We start from the raw sequence: 16,132 nt of genomic DNA on the forward strand, positions 1-16,132 counted from the left end.
TACTGTCCGCCGACTGATTCACCACCGCCGGACCGCATGGAAACTTCGCTTTATCTTCCCGTCAAAACCTTTCTCGAAAGCTTCGGATACGAGGTGAAGGGGGAGGTTGGCGGTTGCGATCTGGTGGGGTTGAGCGAGACGGATCCGCCGGTTGTGGTGATCTGCGAGCTGAAGCTCACCTTCAATCTCGAACTGATCCTGCAGGCGGTCGACCGGGCAGGTGTTTCGGACGAGGTGTGGATCGCTGCGCGGGTTTCCGCCAAGGGCCGGGGCCGGGAGGCGGACAAACGGTACCGTGATCTCTGCCGCCGGCTGGGCATCGGCATGCTCGGGGTTTCGGATACGGGCGAGGTCAGCGTGCTGGTCAGTTCGGTGTCGCCGATGCCGCGCACCAATCCGAAACGGCGCACACGGCTTGTCAAGGAACATCGCAAGCGCCGCGGCGATCCGGCCGTGGGCGGCAGTACCAAGATCCCGGTGATGACCGCCTATCGCCAACAGGCGCTCGCCTGCGCTTCGGCACTGAGCGGCGGGCCGCTCCGGCCGCGCGACCTGAAGACAGCGGCATCCACGGCCGGCGCGATCCTGCGCGCCAATTATTACGGCTGGTTCGAACGCATCGATAAGGGCGTCTACGGGCTGACGGAGGTCGGGCGGCAGGCGCTGCAGCGGTGGCCGCAGGCGATGCCGGGTGAGACCGAGCAGGCCGCGCCGCCGGGCGAATAGGCTGAGAACCGCCGGCATATCTAGAGGAACCGCGTCACCCATTCCTTCGCCCAACAAAAAAGCCGCCCGCTTCGAATGCGGGCGGCTTTGATAATCTCTCGGGCGGGAGGCTTAAGGCTGCGTGCCGGTGCCGCCCGTTGCGCCGCCAGCCGGCGGAGTTGCCGGAGTGGCATTGTTAGCCGGCGGGGCTGCCGGGGTCATCGGAGCTGGTGCGGGAGACGACTTGGAGTTGTCGGTTACCGGCGGGGTGGTCGAAGACGTGGTCTGCTGGTCGGTCGAGGAACCGCCCATCTGCGACCATACGAATGCGCCGACCAGAATGACGGCGATCACCGCCACCCACGGTACCCACGAAGAGGTGCTGCTCCGGACTTCAGTGGTCCGGAGGTCCGGATCACGGGTCTCGAACTTTCTGTCATTGGGATCATAAGTCATGCTTGCTTCCTCCTTCTGCAGCCGGATAATGCCCCGATACGCCTTTGGTTCCCGATTTCGTGAACCGGGAAATCCAGGCTGTGCCGAATTAACGCGCAAATCTCTTGGCGCCTGCCACGCAGGCAACCACCGCAAGCGTCGCCGCGAACATGCCGAGATTGACCTTTTCGTCGAGGAGTGCGGCGGCCAGGACCAGGCCGAAAAAGGGTTGCAGAAGTTGCAACTGGCTCACTCCGGCAATGCCGCCGAGCGCCAGGCCGCGATACCAGAAGATGAATCCGATCAGCATGCTGAACAGCGACACATAGGCAAGACCGAACCAGGACGTGCTGTCGAGATCGGGCAAGGAGACCGGCATCACCGCAATCGACAGGGCCAGCATCACAGGCAGGGAAAGCGCCAGCGCCCAGGATATGACCTGCCAGCCGCCGAGCTTGCGCGACAGGCTGGCGCCTTCCGCATAACCGAGCCCGCAGGCAAGGATCGCTCCGAGCATCAGGAGATCGCCGACTGAGGAGGCTGACTCTTCCTGAAACAGCGCAAAACCGGCGACGATGGCGCTGCCGAGGCAGGAGAACAACCAGAAGACGGCCTTCGGGCGTTCGCCGCCCCTCAGCACCCCGAAGATCGCCGTCGACAGCGGCAGCAGGCCGACGAACACGATGGAGTGGGCCGAGGTGATGTGCTTCAGCGCCAGCGCCGTCAGCAGCGGAAAACCGATGACGACGCCCAACGAGACAATGGCGAGCGGCAGGAGATCGGAGCGCGCCGGGCGTCTTTCGCGAAAGGCCAGCAGCAGGCATATGGCGAGCAGCCCGGCGATCGTGGCGCGGGCCACGGTCAGGAACAGCGGATCGAAATCCGCAACAGCAATGCGGGTAGCGGGAAGCGACCCGCTGAAGATCAGAACGCCAACGAAACCGCTGATCCAGCCGCTTGTCGTGTTGTTCATCGAAAGTCTCCTGTATTGGCGAAGCATCGCCCCTGAACGTCTCCCTTGGACGTTCTTCGCAGACATTCCTTGGGTATTTCCCCGCTATCGGCCGGAAGCCATGGCAGCGCCAGAGACAATGCGATACAATTTCCGGAAACTGTTATGGTTTGTGGAGCAGTACGGTGGATGCGAGGGCGGATCAGAAGGGCGGCGGCCAGCGTATCGGGGCCGTCATGGCGGAGATCCGCAGTCGCATCGCCGGGCGCGGACTGGTGCCCGGCGCGCGGCTGCCTTCGGTGCGGGCTTTCGCCAAGGCGATGCATGTCTCCGCCTCGACGGTGGTGGAGGCCTATGAGCGGCTGGCCGCCGAGGGGCTGATCCGCTCGCGACCGGGATCGGGTTTCTATGTGTCGACCCCGCTGGCGCCACTGTCGCTCTCCGAGATCGGCCCGAAGCTCGATAGGGCGGTCGATCCGTTCTGGGTGTCACGCCAGGCGCTGGAGGAGGGCGACCTGTTGAAGCCCGGCTGCGGCTGGCTGCCGTCCTCCTGGATGCCGGAGGCGGCGATCCGGAGGGCTCTGCGCAGCCTGTCGCGCAGCGAGGACCGGGTCCTGTCCGACTACGGCACGCCGCTCGGCTCGCCGCAATTGCGGCAGCTCCTCTCCCGGCGAATGGGCGAGCACGGTATACCGGCTGCTCCGGACCAGATCATCCTCACTGAATCCGGCACCCAGGCGATCGATCTTCTCTGCCGTTTCCTGATCGAGCCGGGCGATGCGGTTCTGGTCGACGATCCCTGCTATTTCAACTTCCACGCCCTGCTGCGTGCCCATCGCGCAAAGGTCGTCGGCGTGCCGATGACGCCGGCCGGGCCGGATATCGAGGCTTTCGGAAACGCGATCGAGGAGCACAAGCCGCGGCTCTACATCACCAATTCGGCGATCCACAATCCGACCGGCGCCACACTTTCGCCGGTCGCGGCGCACCGGCTGCTGAAACTCGCCGACCGCGCCGGCCTGACGATCATCGAGGACGATATCTTCGCCGACCTGGAACATGAACCTGCGCCGCGGCTCGCCGCCTTCGACGGCCTTGACCGCGTCGTGCATATCGGCAGCTTTTCGAAGACCCTGTCGGCTTCGGTGCGTTGCGGCTTTATCGCCGCCAGACCGGAATGGATCGAGGGTCTCGTCGATCTGAAGATCGCCACGAGCTTCGCGGCGGGCAGGCTGTCTTCGGAGCTCGTATTGCTGCTGCTGACCGACGGCAGCTACCGGAAACATCTGGAAGAACTGCGCGTCCGGCTGTCGCGGGCAATGGACGCGACGACGGGCCGGCTCGCAGCACTCGGCATCACCCCTTGGCTTCAGCCGCGTGCCGGCCTGTTTCTCTGGTGCAGGCTTCCGAACGGGATAGAGGCGGCGGAGGTGGCGCGCGCCTGCCTTGCCGACAATATCGTGCTGGCCCCCGGCAACGCATTCAGCCTCTCCCAGAGCGCCGGAAGCTTCCTGCGCTTCAACGTCGCGCAGTCGGAGGACGCGAGGATATTCCGGAGCCTCGAAAGGGCGCTCAGCCGTTGTGGTTAACAATGAGTTGACAGCTGTCAACCGGGCTCAGGAATGGCCGCCCGTCGTCGTGCTCAATTCTGCGCCAGCGTCGTGCGCGGCCCGATCCAGCTGTGCCACTGCTCTTCCGAGCCATGGAAGACGTTGAGGTCGATCTTGCCGGCGACGCCGTGCGACAGGCCGGAGCCGGAATATTGCCAGAACAGCCATTTGCGGCCCGGATAGACCTTGGAGGGATGCTGCGCGACGGCACGCAGCCAGAAGGGATAGTCGAGAAGCTCGCCCGACAGGTTGTCCTCGTAGAAATCCGGCGCCGTATAGATGATCGGCCGCTGGCCGTAATAGCGCTCCAGCTTGTCCATGAAGACCTGCATCTTATCGAGCACCCGGGCGCGCGAAAGTTTTGCCTTGCAGTTCGACTCGCCATTCCATTCGACGTCGATGACCGGCGGCAGCGCGTCTGGATCGCGCGGCACGTTTCGGATGAACCAGTCGGCCTGTTCGCCGGCGGTGCGGCACCAGTAGAAGAAGTGGTATGCACCGCGCTTGATGCCGGCTTCCTTGGCTCCGCGCCAATTGGTCTTGAACATCGGATCGAGATGGTCGCCGCCGTCGGTCGCCTTGATATAGGCGAAGTTGGCCCCTTGCGTCCTTAGCTTCGCCCAGTCGATATCGCCCTGCCAGCGCGACACGTCGACGCCGTGGACGGCATAACTTCTCGGCGACACTCTGCCGAAATTGATCGGCTTGGCATCGCGGAACTGGCGGCTGTAGATCTGCGTGCGCCCGCGGCGAGGGGCGGGTTCCGCCTCCGGGCTGTCGGGCATCAGCATGGCGACCGGTCGCTCGGCGGGAAGCGGCATGCCGACCGTCGTTTCCCGCACGAAGGCTTGTGGCTCCGGCATCGGACCGGTCCAGGCGATATCCTGCTCTGGCGGCGCCTGCCGCTGGGGCGTTTGCTGTGCGCCGATCCGGGAGGTCTTGCCGACACCGACCGATGGAACGGGGGCGGCGGGCAGGTCGACGGAGCCCGTCTTCTCCTGCGTCGCGACGCCGGCCACCAGCTCTTCCGGTCCGGATGTCGAGGCGCAGCCCGCCAAGGCGAAGCAGGTGACGAGGAGTGCTGGCACAGCCGATAAACGCATTTGAAAACCCATACGCAAAACAACAAAGACGGCTGCCCCTTGCCGTCGAGAACCCCTGACAGGAATTGCTAACGGAAAATTACCAAAAAAAGCTGAATCCAATCTTTACGCGCGGCGATGTTCTGAAATCAGACGCGCGGCGTGATCAACCGGGCCGGATTTCCCGCAACCGTGGCGCCGGTCGGCACGTCCCGCGTCACCACCGAGCCGGCGCCAACGATCGCCCCGTCGCCGATCGCGATGCCGCCGAGGATGATCGCGCCGCCGCCGATCCACACGTCGGCGCCGATGTCGATCGGGCGGGCAATCTCGTGGCCCTCGGCGCGCAGGACGGGGTCGCGGTGGTGATCGGCGCAATAGAGCTGCACGCCAGGTCCCAGCATCGAGCGGTCACCGATCCTGACCGGCGCGGTATCGAGGATCGTGCAGCCGGCATTCAGATAGACGCCTTGCCCAAGAAAGATGTTGAAGCCATAGGCGCAGTGGAAGGGAGCCTCCAGAAAGGCGTCCGGGGCTGCGCCGAACAACGCCCGCAGGGCAGGCGCCATCGCGCCGCGCTCGGTGGGCGGCATGGTGTTATGCGCATGGACGGCAATGCGGGCCTTGTTTCTCAACCCATCGAGTTCCGGGTCGAGGCAGCAATACCATTCGCCGGCCGCCATCTTTTCGCGTTCGCTCGCCATGTCGTCTCCTCCGGCTGCCTTCTCGTCTCCTCCGGCTGCCTTCTCGTCTTTCAGCGGTCCGCGCCGGCCTTGATCCGGGCCGTCTCACGCCGCGCGACGCTTTCCGCCGGCCACATCGCCGTGGAACTGTAATAGTTCTCGAACACATTGGCGCCTTCCGGCAGACCCACCCAGGCGACTTTCGAGCGCGTGAAGATATGCACGTCCGGTGAGAATTCGCCACGCCTTTCGAGCGTCTGGACCCGGATGAACAGCATCCATTTGCGCCGGCCGTAATCGCTCCAGACGGCTGTCTGGCACTCTAGGCAGCGGTAGATGTCGTGGGGCAGGCCGCTGGCGGTCTTCATGGCGATCGCGATCGGCTCCGTGCCTGTCACCTCCACCCGATCGGCTTCGATGAGGGCATTGATCGCAAAGGCGCCGCCCGTCTGCTGCTGGCAGTCGGTGCAATGGCAGCAATGGATGAACATCGGCCGCCCATGCATGCGATAACGCACTTGGCCGCAGAAGCAGCCGCCTTCGAATATTTCGCTCATCTTCCGTCCGGGCTCCCTCAGATTACGCATGCCGAATATGAAATATTCCCCAACCCTCCCGCAATGCAAAATGAAGAAGACGAGGCCGGCATGTTCTGCTTTAACTCCGGCAGCAACGACATGAGCAGGATCAACGCATGACGAAAGAGCGGGTTGGTATCGTCGGCCTCGGCCGGATGGGCAGTGCCATGGCCGAGCGCCTTCAGAAGCAGGGCTTCGCGGTGACGGGCTGGACACGCAGCGGGCTTTCCGAGGAAAAGGCCTCGGCACTCGGGATTGCCGCCTCGGCCGGCCTGGCGGCGCTTTTCGACGCTTCGGATATCGTCATCCTTGCTCTTCTCGACGATGCCGCCGTGCATGCCGTGCTTGATGAACTCGCCGCCGCCGCGCCGGCTGGCAAGCTGGTCGTCGATACCAGCACCGTCAGTCCCGAGACGCTGCGCGTCCATCAAGATGCGATGGGCAAGGTGGGTGCGGCACTTCTCGACGCACCAATTTCCGGCGGGCCGGAAATGCTGCTGGCAGGCACGGCCGGTCTTTACATCGGGGGCGCGGAAAAGGACTTTCAGCGTTTCCTGCCGGTGGCCGAGGCGCTTTCGAACCGTATTCATCACGTCGGCGGACTGGGCGACGGGGCGGCGGCGAAACTCGTCAACAACATGATGCTGATGGGGCTGTGGCAGATCATGAAGGAAGCCATCGAGCTTGGCGGCAAGGCCGGGCTCGGGCGCGGCAAGATGATCGAGATCCTGTCCGGCAGTCCGGCTGCAAGCCCGGCCATGCGGTCGCGGCTTCCGGTCATCCTCGGCGAGACCGAGGCGGTCGGGTTTCCGGTCTCCGGCGTGCTGAAGGATATGGGCGTGGTTCTTGATCTTGCCCGCGGTCTTGGTGTCGCGACGCCGGCCATCGAGGCGGCGCGCGCCAGTTTCGAGAATGCCGCGGCGCTCGGATATGGCGAAGCAGATCTCGCCACCGTGGTTCGGCTGGCACTCGAACGAAAAGGCTGAGCCCGGGAGCGGCCCAGCCTTTCCTAAAGTTCAGAGTGTCCGGTCGAGGCGGGCGTCGACCGAGTGGCTATTGCCGCCGCGCAGGGCGAAGAACAGGAAGATCGCTGCCCAGAGGATAGACTTTTCCGCGCCGGCGAGACCCTGGTTCTGGGCGATGCCGTGGAAATAGACGGTGACCAGAAGCACGATCATCGCCGCGAAGGAGGCGGGACGGGTGAAGAGGCCGATGGTGACGAGAATGCCGCCGAAGAATTCGGTGGCGGAAAGCAGTGGCGACCAGAAGACGCCCGGATAGAAACCGAGGCTTTCGACCATGCCGACCGCGCCGAACGGGTTGGTGATCTTGCCGAAACCGTGGGTGACCAGCAGCGCGCCGGCTGCGACGCGCAGGATCGTCTCGACGATCTCATGGCCGGAGGTATAGACAGGGGCGAGTGCCGGAATGATCAGCCGGGAGCGGGTGGTGGATTGAAGAGCCATGGGACCTCTTTCTTTGAAAACGACGCGACCATCGTCGCAGAAGCTCCAAATTGACGTTCGTGCCCTTTCTGTCGAGGTCCGCGCGTTCAAAAACTTGACCGTTCCGGTTGACAATATCGTGAGACCGAATTGACTAGGGTAGAAGGCGAAACATCATGGAAAAACCGCGCATTACGATTCTTTATTGCACCCAGTGCAACTGGCTGCTCCGGGCCGGCTGGATGGCGCAGGAGCTTTTACAGACCTTTGGCGATGCGCTCGGCGAGGTGGCGCTGATCCCCGGCACCGGCGGCAATTTCGAGATCCAGGTGAACGGGACGCTCATCTGGGAGCGCAAGCGCGACGGAGGCTTCCCTGGCCCCAAGGAGTTGAAGCAGCGGGTGCGCGACATGATCGACCCGGACCGCGACCTCGGCCACGTGGACCGCAAGGCGACCGAGGACGGCGGGAGCTGAGAGCGCCCGTGACAGATCCGTGAAGGTTTTTTGGCGACGGGCGCGGAAACTTCAAAAAGTCAGTTGACAGGGGAAGGTCACCCCCGTACATGGCTCTCCGTCGCCCAGATGGCGGAATTGGTAGACGCGCCAGCTTCAGGTGCTGGTACCCGAAAGGGTGTGGAGGTTCGAGTCCTCTTCTGGGCACCATTCCGATTTGATCCCTACCAAGATCAAATACTTAACGCCTTTCCAAACAATTGCGCATTGGATACCTTGTAACAAAGGTCTGTAACAATGCGCTAAAGGCTTGTCCGCCCGATGGTTGCGAAAGGCTCATCTACACCGCATTTCGTAAAGCGGATTCCGTCAGACATCCGAGAAGTTCTCGTCGGCCGAAAGCTTGTCATTTCGGTGGGCGAGGAGGTTGTGGAATTCGCGGTTACCCAGAGCACCCAAAGCATTCGTTTCTCTCTGCGAACATCTGACCCCACCGTTGCAAAAGTGAGGCTGGCAGAGGCGATCTCGTATCTGGAGCAATATTTTGAAGCGCTTAGATCCCATCGGCCCGTGGAGCTATCGCATCGCCAGCTTCATGCTCTAGCTGGAGACTTCTATCGAGCATGGTCGCAAGGCCCTGATGGGATGAAGTCGCTTACGGTGGTTCCATCAACCGGTGAGGTCATTGAGGGGCCATGGGCCGATGACGACGAGCTTCTCGCTGCAGTAAGCCAGCAGCTTGCTGACAAGGCGGAGCAAGGCGGCACGGAATACCGTCGCAGAACCTATGGGCCAGTTGTTGACCGCATCCTCGCTCAACGGAATGTGCCGAGCGTGACGCCCAGTTGCCGAGAGCGATTGATAGACACGTTCAGCGCGCTGAACGCATCGCGCCGGTGATCCAACCGACGGATTGTCATCCGGGCGGTAGACACTCTTGTATAGTTCCCTGGGCAGGATTTGGCGACGACAAAGCACCGGGGCGACGCCTTCCCGCTGTTTAGTGCGGTGAGGTCGGTCGTCCGAAATTGATTGGACAACGCCACCAATAAGGCGCAGCGTTTTGTGGCGATGACAGTTGCCACGGGCGCCGTCGCAGTAAGCCTGAAAAGCTTCCGCCCGATTGTGGACGGAGAAGGCTAATGTCCAGATATTTTTTTCATGTGAAAGACGGGCGAATAGCGGTCGATCATGTCGGACTCGTTTTCGACAACGACGATGAAGCCCGAAGCGAAGCTATGCGTGGTGCCAGCGAAACCTTGCTGGACAATGATATGAACCTCTGGCTGGGCAACGATTGGGTGATGACTGTTGCGAATGAAGAGGGATACGTCCTCTTCAATCTTCATTTTTCCATCGAGCAGCCGAAGCGAAACACGCCTGTTATTCTGCAATGATGGAAGGGCGTTGGTTCACCGGCTAATGCGGATCCCCAGCTTGCGGAAGCAACACTTGGCGCTCACCATCCTTTCGTGCTTCTAACCATTCGTCTGCCCGTGGAATGTTCTTGCTCTCCCATTCCCCCAATGCTGCGACGAATATTCGTGCGGTGGGCGGGACAGCCTTCATTAGCAGCGTTTTAAACTCCGTTGCATTGCCAGGAACGTCGACGAATAATAGGTGGCCTTGAGAAGTGAGATCGAAGTGTTCAAGCAGGTCCTTTTTCACCTGATTGAATTCCGAGATTAGGTCCGTTTGCAGTGATAAGATGAAAATCATTTGCTTGCGCTTCCGTTATCTATGGACTTAATGCACGAGCTTTCACAAACGACCATCTTGCACCATTGTCATCTTCATGAGGACGGCCCGACCCGACGCAAGTACTCTGTTCGGCAGGAACTTGATCACAGTTGGACGCTCCACGACATCGCCTCAAGCAGGCGCGCAACGCCCTCGACTTTTTGTTTGGATGATTGATGCAGCATGTCACGCATCGAGATCGGCTGGGGTTTCCGCTTTCTTGAGATAAGAGGACGCTTGGGTGCTTTTACCCGTTGGAGCTATGGACGCCCCAAGCCGACAGGTGACCCAATGAATATCCAACGGACTGTTTTGGAGGCCCAGGCGGAAAAAACGTCTGGGCCTTCTTTTTTGCAGCTGAGAGACTGGCAACTTCCCCCGCGAAACTTTTCCAGGTCTCGCTAAGCTAGGACGTACGCCTCGATCGCTGCAGAAATGAAGATTTCTCTGGCCTCTTCCGCAGACGTGGCAAGGTTTATCGCTGTTCCGCATCGCCGGACAGCCATTTCGAAATACAGCCCTGTATCGGCAGGCCATCGATGCTGAAGATAGTGAGCCGCTTCCGCCGGCCCTCGAATTAGCTCCGATGACCCGTAGCCGATCCTGACGGCGACTGGCTGACTCCAACGCCTGCTGTAGGCGGCTGTGGTTTCCATAGTATCTCTCCCACCAGGGTATCCCAGCGACCAACACCATATCCGGTCGGCATGTGTTCCACCACCTAAGTGCACTTACGTCTAAAGTGGTGGGGCTATGAGAAGGGTGCGTCCCAGGACCAGGCGTCGGTTGCGGCGATGTGGATACCCTGTGACATAAGCCGATGCGTCGCGGCACGACCTATGCCGCAACCGCGCCCGAGATAATCCGGATAACCAAAGATGTGCCTGCTGCGGTATTGACGAGGACGATGTCGCAAGGTTGGAGAGTATGGCCCGTGGCCTCGCTATCAGTCTCCAGCGAATTGCCATTGGCATGCTTCTGGGTGCGATACCCAGGGTGATCATTGGCTTGGCAATGGGTCTGTTGCGCCCGGTTCATGCGTCACTGAACCCGCTTTTCGCTGCTCTGTTTCCAGTTCCGAAAATTGCACTTCTGGCGCTGCTTTTACTGATATTCGGCATAGGCGAGACATCGAAATATCTGGTGATTGCCATCAACGTCTTCTTTCTGATGACGCTGAACACCTATGCCGGTGTTGGAGGTATTCCGCGTAGCTATTTTCGAGGTGGCACGAAACCCCAACGCGTCGCGCCTGACGACCTATCTGACCGTGGCGCTTCCGGGTGCATTCCCCGGTATTTTCACCGGGTTGAAAATCTGCCTGGGAACGGCGCTGATATTGCTTGTTGCCGTGGAGTTTTCGACGGCGGATTCAGGCGTTGGCTTTCTGGTGATTTCGCTGCTGGGCCTTCTTTTCTCTTATGCTGTGGACTCCTGTGAGAGACTTTTGGTGCCTTGGCGGCAGACATTTCGCTGATCAAAGCTATTCATCCGCGTCATTGATTGCCTCGAAGCGTCGCGACGCCATCGCAGATCTTCAAAATCAGCTCTCAATCCTACTTTGGAATCCTTAACCCGTTAAATTGTCACTAGGAGCCAGCGTATCCACCAGTGCGGTTGGTTCGATCCGCATCCCAGCGCTATCGAAAAAGCGCAGATGCGGGCCGTCCCACGAAAAATGGACGGTATCGCCTGCGTCTACAGGAACCGGCGACCGGTGTTCTGCGATGATGGCCTGCCCTTCGTCGGTCTGGCAGTATAGAAATTGGGTCCCGCCTAGATATTCTGAGAAATCCACCCTGGCCTGCAGCATCGCTTCGCCGGCGGTCGACACGAACAGATGTTCGGGGCGAATGCCCAGCGTGATCTTTTCGCCCGGCGACAATGCCTGTGCGTCCAGTGATACCGGAATCCGGCTGCCGCCGAGCAATACCGATCCCTCTTCCGCCCATTTCGCTTCCAGAAGGTTCATGCGCGGCGAGCCGATGAACCCGGCAACAAAAATGTTGGCCGGTTTTTCGTAGACCTCGCGCGGGCTGCCGGTCTGCTCTATCCGCCCGTCGCGAAGGACCACTATCTTGTCGGCCAGCGTCATCGCTTCCGTCTGGTCGTGGGTGACGTAGATCATCGTATTGCGCAGTTCGCGGTGCAGCCTTGCGATCTCTATTCGCATCGACACCCGCAATTCAGCATCGAGATTGGACAGCGGCTCGTCGAAGAGAAACACCTCGGGTTTGCGCACGATTGCGCGGCCGATCGCCACCCGCTGGCGTTGGCCGCCGGACAGCTGGCCGGGGCGGCGATCCAGCAGCGGATCGATTTTCAGGATCGCGGAGGCTGCCCTGACCCGCGCTTCGATTTCCACTTTCGGCGTCCGCGCCATTTTCAGACCGAACCCCAGATTGTCGCGCACGCTCATATGCGGGTACAGCGCATAGGACTGGAACACCATAGCGATGCCGCGCTCGGACGGATCGAGATCGGTGACATCGCGTCCCTTGATCTCGATTTCGCCGTCAGTGACCTCCTCGAGCCCGGCGATCATCCGCAGCAGCGTCGATTTTCCGCAGCCGGACGGACCGACGAAGACGACAAAGGATCCTTCGGTGATCTTGAGGTTGATGCCATGAATGACCTCCAGGTTGCCGAAACTCTTGCGGATATCGGTGAGCACGACCCCGGTTCTGGCTATCTCATCACGCATCGTTGCGTTCGCCCGCTCTGACCCAGACCAGCATTTCACCTGGCGACCTGTTGTCCCAGAAAGGATAAGGTACGAACCGTACCGTCGCCTCCTCCGTCTCAGGCGGCTTGGTGCGATAGAGCGCGTCACCCCAATCAGCCTTGTCGCGGCTTGCGGGAACATCGAGCGCCACGGCGCCGCCGAGATCTTTCAATTCGGCCATCGTCGTCTGCGAAACGCCGCTTGTGAGCCTGATGCCGTTCAAGCCGTCGCCATTGTCGGTCGCCTCGACGCAATAGACCATCGGCCCGCGCATCAGCGCCGTGCGGCCGGCATCGTGCCGCACCAGCGGATTGGCAAACAGCGCGCGCGGCGCCAAGGGAATATCGAGATCGATATGATCGCCGCTCGTCCAGTCCCGATCGATGCGGGCATAGCCGTCGATCGTGACCGAGGCAAGATCGATCGTTTCGCCATTGACCTTCAGCGTTACGCCATCCGCCCATTCGGGGATGCGCAGTGAGATCGCAAAGCGTGTCGTCCTGTCCGTCGTCACATCGAATCCGATCGCGCCGTCCCAGGGATAATGCGTCTTCTCGGCCAGCCGCACCTTGGCTCCACCGATATCGAATCGGGCCTGGCTTTCGCCGTAAAGATGGACGGCGATCTCGTCGTCCGACACCGCGTACATATACGAGCCGATCGACGCGAGCAGACGGGCGATATTGGGTGGACAGCAGGGGCAGGGATGCCAGATCCAGCGGTGATGATTGCCGGCGCTTTCTAGAGGATTTTCATAGAAGAAGGTCTTACCGTCGAGCGACAGGCCGGACATGGCGCCATTGTAGAGCGCCTGTTCCATAATGTCGGCATAGCGCCGGTTCGGACCGCGCCCGAGCATGCGGCTCGCCCAGAAGACGAGGCCGACGGAAGCGCAGGTTTCGGCATAGGCGCTTTCGTTCGGCAGGTCGTAATAGTCGGTGAACCCTTCGTTGGAGACGGCAGGCCCGATGCCGCCGGTGAGATACATCTGCTTGGTGATCAGATCGTCCCAAAGCGTATCGAGCGCCGCCGTCAGGCTGTCATCATTGTATTCGGTGGCGATATCGGCCATGCCGCAATAGAGATACATGGCGCGCACGGCATGGCCGACGACCTTTCTCTGTTCGCGCACCGGCTGATGCGACTGGCTGTATTCATAGGTTTTCTGGATGAAATTGGCGGGATCGCGGCCGTCGCGGATCGCTTCCTCCGTGAAATAATGCGGTTCGGTGCCGCGCTCGTCGATGAAGAATTTGCAGAGGTGGAGATATTTCTTTTGTCCCGTTACACGCGCCAGCTTCACTAGTGCCAGCTCGATTTCCTCATGGCCGCAATAGCCGCGCAGTTGACCCTCGCCACGGCCGAAGGTCTTGATCAGGTAATCGGCATAACGGCTCACAATGTCGAGAAGCTTGCGCTTGCCGGTTGCCTGAAAATAAGCGACCGCTCCTTCAATCAAATGCCCGGCGCAATAGAGTTCGTGGTGGTCGCGCAGGTTGGTCCATCGGCGATCCGGCTGGACGCGCTGGAACCAGGCGTTCAGGTAACCGTCCTCGTCCTGCATCTTCCCGTACATGTCGATGATCTCGTCGACACGGGCTTCGAGCTCCGGATTCTTCCGCCGATAGAGCGAATAGGCCACCGTCTCGATCGACTTGCCGAGATCCGAGTCCCAGAACATCTGCGTGGTGCCGCCCCAGGGTTGGATCGGGATGACGATGCCGGGGCTCGGCTTGCTGGTGTCGATGGCATCAAGCATGCCAGCCTCGACGCAGCGGTCGAGCAGCATCTCGGCCGTGGTGTCGCAGATCGCTTCCTGGCGGTCGCCGAATAGGCCGTGGATATCGACGCTGGGTACGGGCAGGGGGCGGAACTGGCGGTCCCTTTTCATGGTGTTCATGGCTTCATCCGTTTCTTGAGATCATTTCACCGCGCCGGCCATCAGCCCGCGCATGTAGTAGCGTTGCAAAAGCAGGAAGACGATCAGGCAGGGGATCGTCATGACCGCGACGCCGGCCTGTACCGCGCCCCAGTTGACCGCGCCGAGACGGCCGGCGCGCACTGCCATCATCAGGACGGGCAGGGTGAATTTCTCGTTGCTGGCCAGGAGGATCAGGGCTGCGAGAAATTCGTTCCAGGCATTGAGGAAGGCGAAGATCGCCACCGTTGCGACGCCCGGCAGCACCAGTGGCAGCAGGACGCGCACCAGCAATCGCAGGTCCCGCGCGCCGTCGATGCGCGCTGCCTCCTCGATCTCCTTCGGCACGGCGTCGAAGGCGTTTCGCATCATGAAGACCGAGAAGGGCAGTTGCAGCGTGACGTAGATAAGTGTCAGCCCGAACAGCGAGTTGTTCAGCCCGAGCTTTGCAAGGATGATGAACAGCGGGGTCAGGATCGATTGGAACGGGATCATCAGCGTGGCAATGATCAAAACGAACAGCACGTTCTTTAGCGGAAACCGGTAGCGGGAGAATCCGTAACCAGCAAGTAGGCTGACCGCTACGGTCAGCACAACGGTTGCGAGCGACACCAGCAGCGAATTGATCGTGTGCCGCCAGATCCCGGCGCCGAAACCGTCCAGCGATCCATATGCATCGAGGCTGAAACCATTGGTCGGCCAAGGCGGCAGAGGCGGCAGGCGAGCTTCCGCGCCATGGCGAAACGAGGCCAGAAACGCAATGGCGAAGGGCGCCAAGAAGAACAGCGAAATGGCGATGCCGGTGGCATGATAGGCGCCGTTTGATCGGACGGCCTTGCGCGCACGGCGCTGCTTGGCGGGTGTCGTATTTACAGGTGTCACGGTTTTCCCTCCCGGACGCGAAGCAGCCAGAGTTGGATGATGCTGATGGCAACCAGAATGGCGAGAAGTGCTATCGACAGAGCTGCGCCATAGCCGAGATTGAAGGACACGAAGGATTGGTTGAAGATGTAGTAGACCACCGAGATCATCCGGTTCTGCGGCCCGCCCGACGTCATGATGTAGAACTGGTCGAAGGCGAGGATCGAGCCGGTCACGGAGATGATCAGCGCCAGGGCGATGGTTTTGCGCATCAAGGGCAGCGTCAGGTGCCGGAAACGCTGCCAGCGGCCTGCGCCATCGATTCGGGCGGCCTCCGTCAGTTCGGCCGGAATGGCCTGCAGGCCGGTCAAGAGAATGATCATCGTAAAACCGGCGATCTTCCAGACGACCATGACAATAATAGTGAGGAAGGCGCTGTCGAAACTTGCGAGCAGGTTCGGGCTTTTGTCCACCCATCCGAGCGCCCTCAGGGCCGGACCGATGAAGCCACTGTCGACATTGGCAAGCCACACCCAGAGCAGCGAAGCCGTGGCAAGACCAACGACAACCGGCAGGAAGATGATGGTGCGGTAGGCGCTGACGAAGCGCCGCTGCTTCTCGACGAAGATCGCCAGCGGAAAGGCGACGGCGAAGATCGCGATCGTGACGATGACGGTATAGTAGGCCGTGAACTGCAGCGCCGACATGAAGCGGGCGTCGTGGAACATGCGGACATAGTTCCTGAAACCGATCCAGCGCGTGCCACCCATCAATGGCCAGTTGTGCAGGCTCATCCAGCCGGTAAAGATCACCGGGATGACGAAGAAGGCGATGACCAGCGCCATCGCCGGCGCGATATAAACCAGCCCGCGCAAGCCCGTCCTGCGGGCGCGCCGGCGTCTGGGCAACAGGGTCTTTGAGCCGGAAATGGTCATCCAGGTGC

The 16,132-nt window shown here is 61.0% G+C and carries 19 protein-coding genes and 1 tRNA gene; 8 read left to right on the forward strand and 12 right to left on the reverse strand.

Features of this window, described 5'->3' with window-relative positions; translation table 11 throughout:
- The first annotated feature begins 36 nt into the window (after window positions 1–36).
- A complete protein-coding gene (locus RG540_RS23560; RefSeq protein ID WP_041364031.1) occupies window positions 37–726 on the forward strand; it encodes a DUF2161 domain-containing phosphodiesterase in 690 nt (229 codons plus the stop codon).
- 111 nt (window positions 727–837) lie between these two features.
- Here RG540_RS23560 and RG540_RS23565 read toward each other — a convergent pair whose 3' ends face one another.
- Both RG540_RS23565 and RG540_RS23570 read right to left on the reverse strand, forming a co-directional pair.
- Window positions 838–1,161: a hypothetical protein gene (locus tag RG540_RS23565; RefSeq protein WP_041364034.1), complete on the reverse strand. Its 324-nt coding sequence runs from the start codon at window positions 1,159–1,161 to the stop codon at window positions 838–840.
- 88 nt (window positions 1,162–1,249) lie between these two features.
- Entirely contained in the window at window positions 1,250–2,113 is an 864-nt protein-coding gene (locus tag RG540_RS23570; RefSeq protein WP_041364037.1) for a DMT family transporter, read from the reverse strand.
- 215 nt (window positions 2,114–2,328) lie between these two features.
- Here RG540_RS23570 and RG540_RS23575 point away from each other — a divergent pair, with 215 nt between their 5' ends.
- The gene (locus RG540_RS23575; RefSeq protein ID WP_046599408.1) at window positions 2,329–3,681 is read left to right on the forward strand and encodes an aminotransferase-like domain-containing protein; all 1,353 of its coding nucleotides are present in this window, start codon (window positions 2,329–2,331) and stop codon (window positions 3,679–3,681) included.
- Window positions 3,682–3,734: 53 nt separating this feature from the next.
- Here the strand turns inward: RG540_RS23575 and RG540_RS23580 are convergent, their stop codons facing one another.
- The 3 genes from RG540_RS23580 to RG540_RS23590 all read right to left on the reverse strand — a co-directional run bounded on the left by RG540_RS23580 (window position 3,735) and on the right by RG540_RS23590 (window position 6,024).
- Window positions 3,735–4,805 (reverse strand): glycoside hydrolase family 25 protein, encoded by a 1,071-nt coding sequence (locus RG540_RS23580; RefSeq protein WP_041366255.1) that lies wholly within the window; start codon window positions 4,803–4,805, stop codon window positions 3,735–3,737.
- 128 nt (window positions 4,806–4,933) lie between these two features.
- On the reverse strand, window positions 4,934–5,488 hold the full coding sequence (locus RG540_RS23585) for a sugar O-acetyltransferase (protein ID WP_041364042.1): 555 nt from the start codon (window positions 5,486–5,488) through the stop codon (window positions 4,934–4,936).
- Window positions 5,489–5,538: 50 nt separating this feature from the next.
- A complete protein-coding gene (locus RG540_RS23590) occupies window positions 5,539–6,024 on the reverse strand; it encodes a GFA family protein (RefSeq protein WP_041364044.1) in 486 nt (161 codons plus the stop codon).
- Between the two features lie 137 nt (window positions 6,025–6,161).
- On the opposite strand from RG540_RS23590, the gene RG540_RS23595 reads away from it, so the two are divergent.
- The gene (locus RG540_RS23595) at window positions 6,162–7,031 is read left to right on the forward strand and encodes an NAD(P)-dependent oxidoreductase (RefSeq protein WP_041364047.1); all 870 of its coding nucleotides are present in this window, start codon (window positions 6,162–6,164) and stop codon (window positions 7,029–7,031) included.
- 30 nt (window positions 7,032–7,061) lie between these two features.
- Here the strand turns inward: RG540_RS23595 and RG540_RS23600 are convergent, their stop codons facing one another.
- The gene (locus tag RG540_RS23600) at window positions 7,062–7,511 is read right to left on the reverse strand and encodes a DoxX family protein (protein ID WP_041364049.1); all 450 of its coding nucleotides are present in this window, start codon (window positions 7,509–7,511) and stop codon (window positions 7,062–7,064) included.
- Between the two features lie 152 nt (window positions 7,512–7,663).
- On the opposite strand from RG540_RS23600, the gene RG540_RS23605 reads away from it, so the two are divergent.
- The 4 genes from RG540_RS23605 to RG540_RS23615 all read left to right on the forward strand — a co-directional run bounded on the left by RG540_RS23605 (window position 7,664) and on the right by RG540_RS23615 (window position 9,342).
- Window positions 7,664–7,966, forward strand: a complete 303-nt coding sequence (locus tag RG540_RS23605; RefSeq protein WP_041364050.1) for a SelT/SelW/SelH family protein — start codon at window positions 7,664–7,666, stop codon at window positions 7,964–7,966.
- Window positions 7,967–8,068: 102 nt separating this feature from the next.
- A tRNA-Leu gene (locus RG540_RS23610) sits at window positions 8,069–8,155 on the forward strand.
- A gap of 219 nt (window positions 8,156–8,374) precedes the next feature.
- Window positions 8,375–8,845, forward strand: a complete 471-nt coding sequence (locus tag RG540_RS32465) for a DUF6538 domain-containing protein (protein WP_155414594.1) — start codon at window positions 8,375–8,377, stop codon at window positions 8,843–8,845.
- Window positions 8,846–9,087: 242 nt separating this feature from the next.
- A complete protein-coding gene (locus RG540_RS23615; RefSeq protein ID WP_041364052.1) occupies window positions 9,088–9,342 on the forward strand; it encodes a DUF6894 family protein in 255 nt (84 codons plus the stop codon).
- 22 nt (window positions 9,343–9,364) lie between these two features.
- Here the strand turns inward: RG540_RS23615 and RG540_RS23620 are convergent, their stop codons facing one another.
- Both RG540_RS23620 and RG540_RS23625 read right to left on the reverse strand, forming a co-directional pair.
- On the reverse strand, window positions 9,365–9,613 hold the full coding sequence (locus RG540_RS23620; protein WP_155414595.1) for a hypothetical protein: 249 nt from the start codon (window positions 9,611–9,613) through the stop codon (window positions 9,365–9,367).
- A 473-nt stretch (window positions 9,614–10,086) separates the two neighbouring features.
- On the reverse strand, window positions 10,087–10,341 hold the full coding sequence (locus RG540_RS23625) for a DUF982 domain-containing protein (protein WP_041364057.1): 255 nt from the start codon (window positions 10,339–10,341) through the stop codon (window positions 10,087–10,089).
- Between the two features lie 530 nt (window positions 10,342–10,871).
- Here RG540_RS23625 and RG540_RS33615 point away from each other — a divergent pair.
- Window positions 10,872–11,162 (forward strand): ABC transporter permease subunit, encoded by a 291-nt coding sequence (locus RG540_RS33615; protein ID WP_051909717.1) that lies wholly within the window; start codon window positions 10,872–10,874, stop codon window positions 11,160–11,162.
- A 93-nt stretch (window positions 11,163–11,255) separates the two neighbouring features.
- Here the strand turns inward: RG540_RS33615 and RG540_RS23635 are convergent, their stop codons facing one another.
- The 4 genes from RG540_RS23635 to RG540_RS23650 are packed head-to-tail and all read right to left on the reverse strand — an operon-like array spanning window position 11,256 to window position 16,124.
- Window positions 11,256–12,389, reverse strand: a complete 1,134-nt coding sequence (locus RG540_RS23635; protein ID WP_046599321.1) for an ABC transporter ATP-binding protein — start codon at window positions 12,387–12,389, stop codon at window positions 11,256–11,258.
- A complete protein-coding gene (locus RG540_RS23640) occupies window positions 12,382–14,310 on the reverse strand; it encodes a glycoside hydrolase family 127 protein (RefSeq protein ID WP_041364060.1) in 1,929 nt (642 codons plus the stop codon). Before RG540_RS23640 ends, RG540_RS23635 begins: the two co-directional genes overlap by 8 nt.
- Window positions 14,311–14,331: 21 nt before the next feature.
- Window positions 14,332–15,210: a carbohydrate ABC transporter permease gene (locus tag RG540_RS23645; RefSeq protein ID WP_041364062.1), complete on the reverse strand. Its 879-nt coding sequence runs from the start codon at window positions 15,208–15,210 to the stop codon at window positions 14,332–14,334.
- The gene (locus tag RG540_RS23650; RefSeq protein ID WP_041364064.1) at window positions 15,207–16,124 is read right to left on the reverse strand and encodes a carbohydrate ABC transporter permease; all 918 of its coding nucleotides are present in this window, start codon (window positions 16,122–16,124) and stop codon (window positions 15,207–15,209) included. The genes RG540_RS23645 and RG540_RS23650 overlap by 4 nt, the downstream gene beginning before the upstream one ends.
- Between the last annotated feature and the right edge of the window lie 8 nt (window positions 16,125–16,132).

The organism is Neorhizobium galegae bv. orientalis str. HAMBI 540, assembly GCF_000731315.1.
Classification (GTDB): domain Bacteria; phylum Pseudomonadota; class Alphaproteobacteria; order Rhizobiales; family Rhizobiaceae; genus Neorhizobium; species Neorhizobium galegae.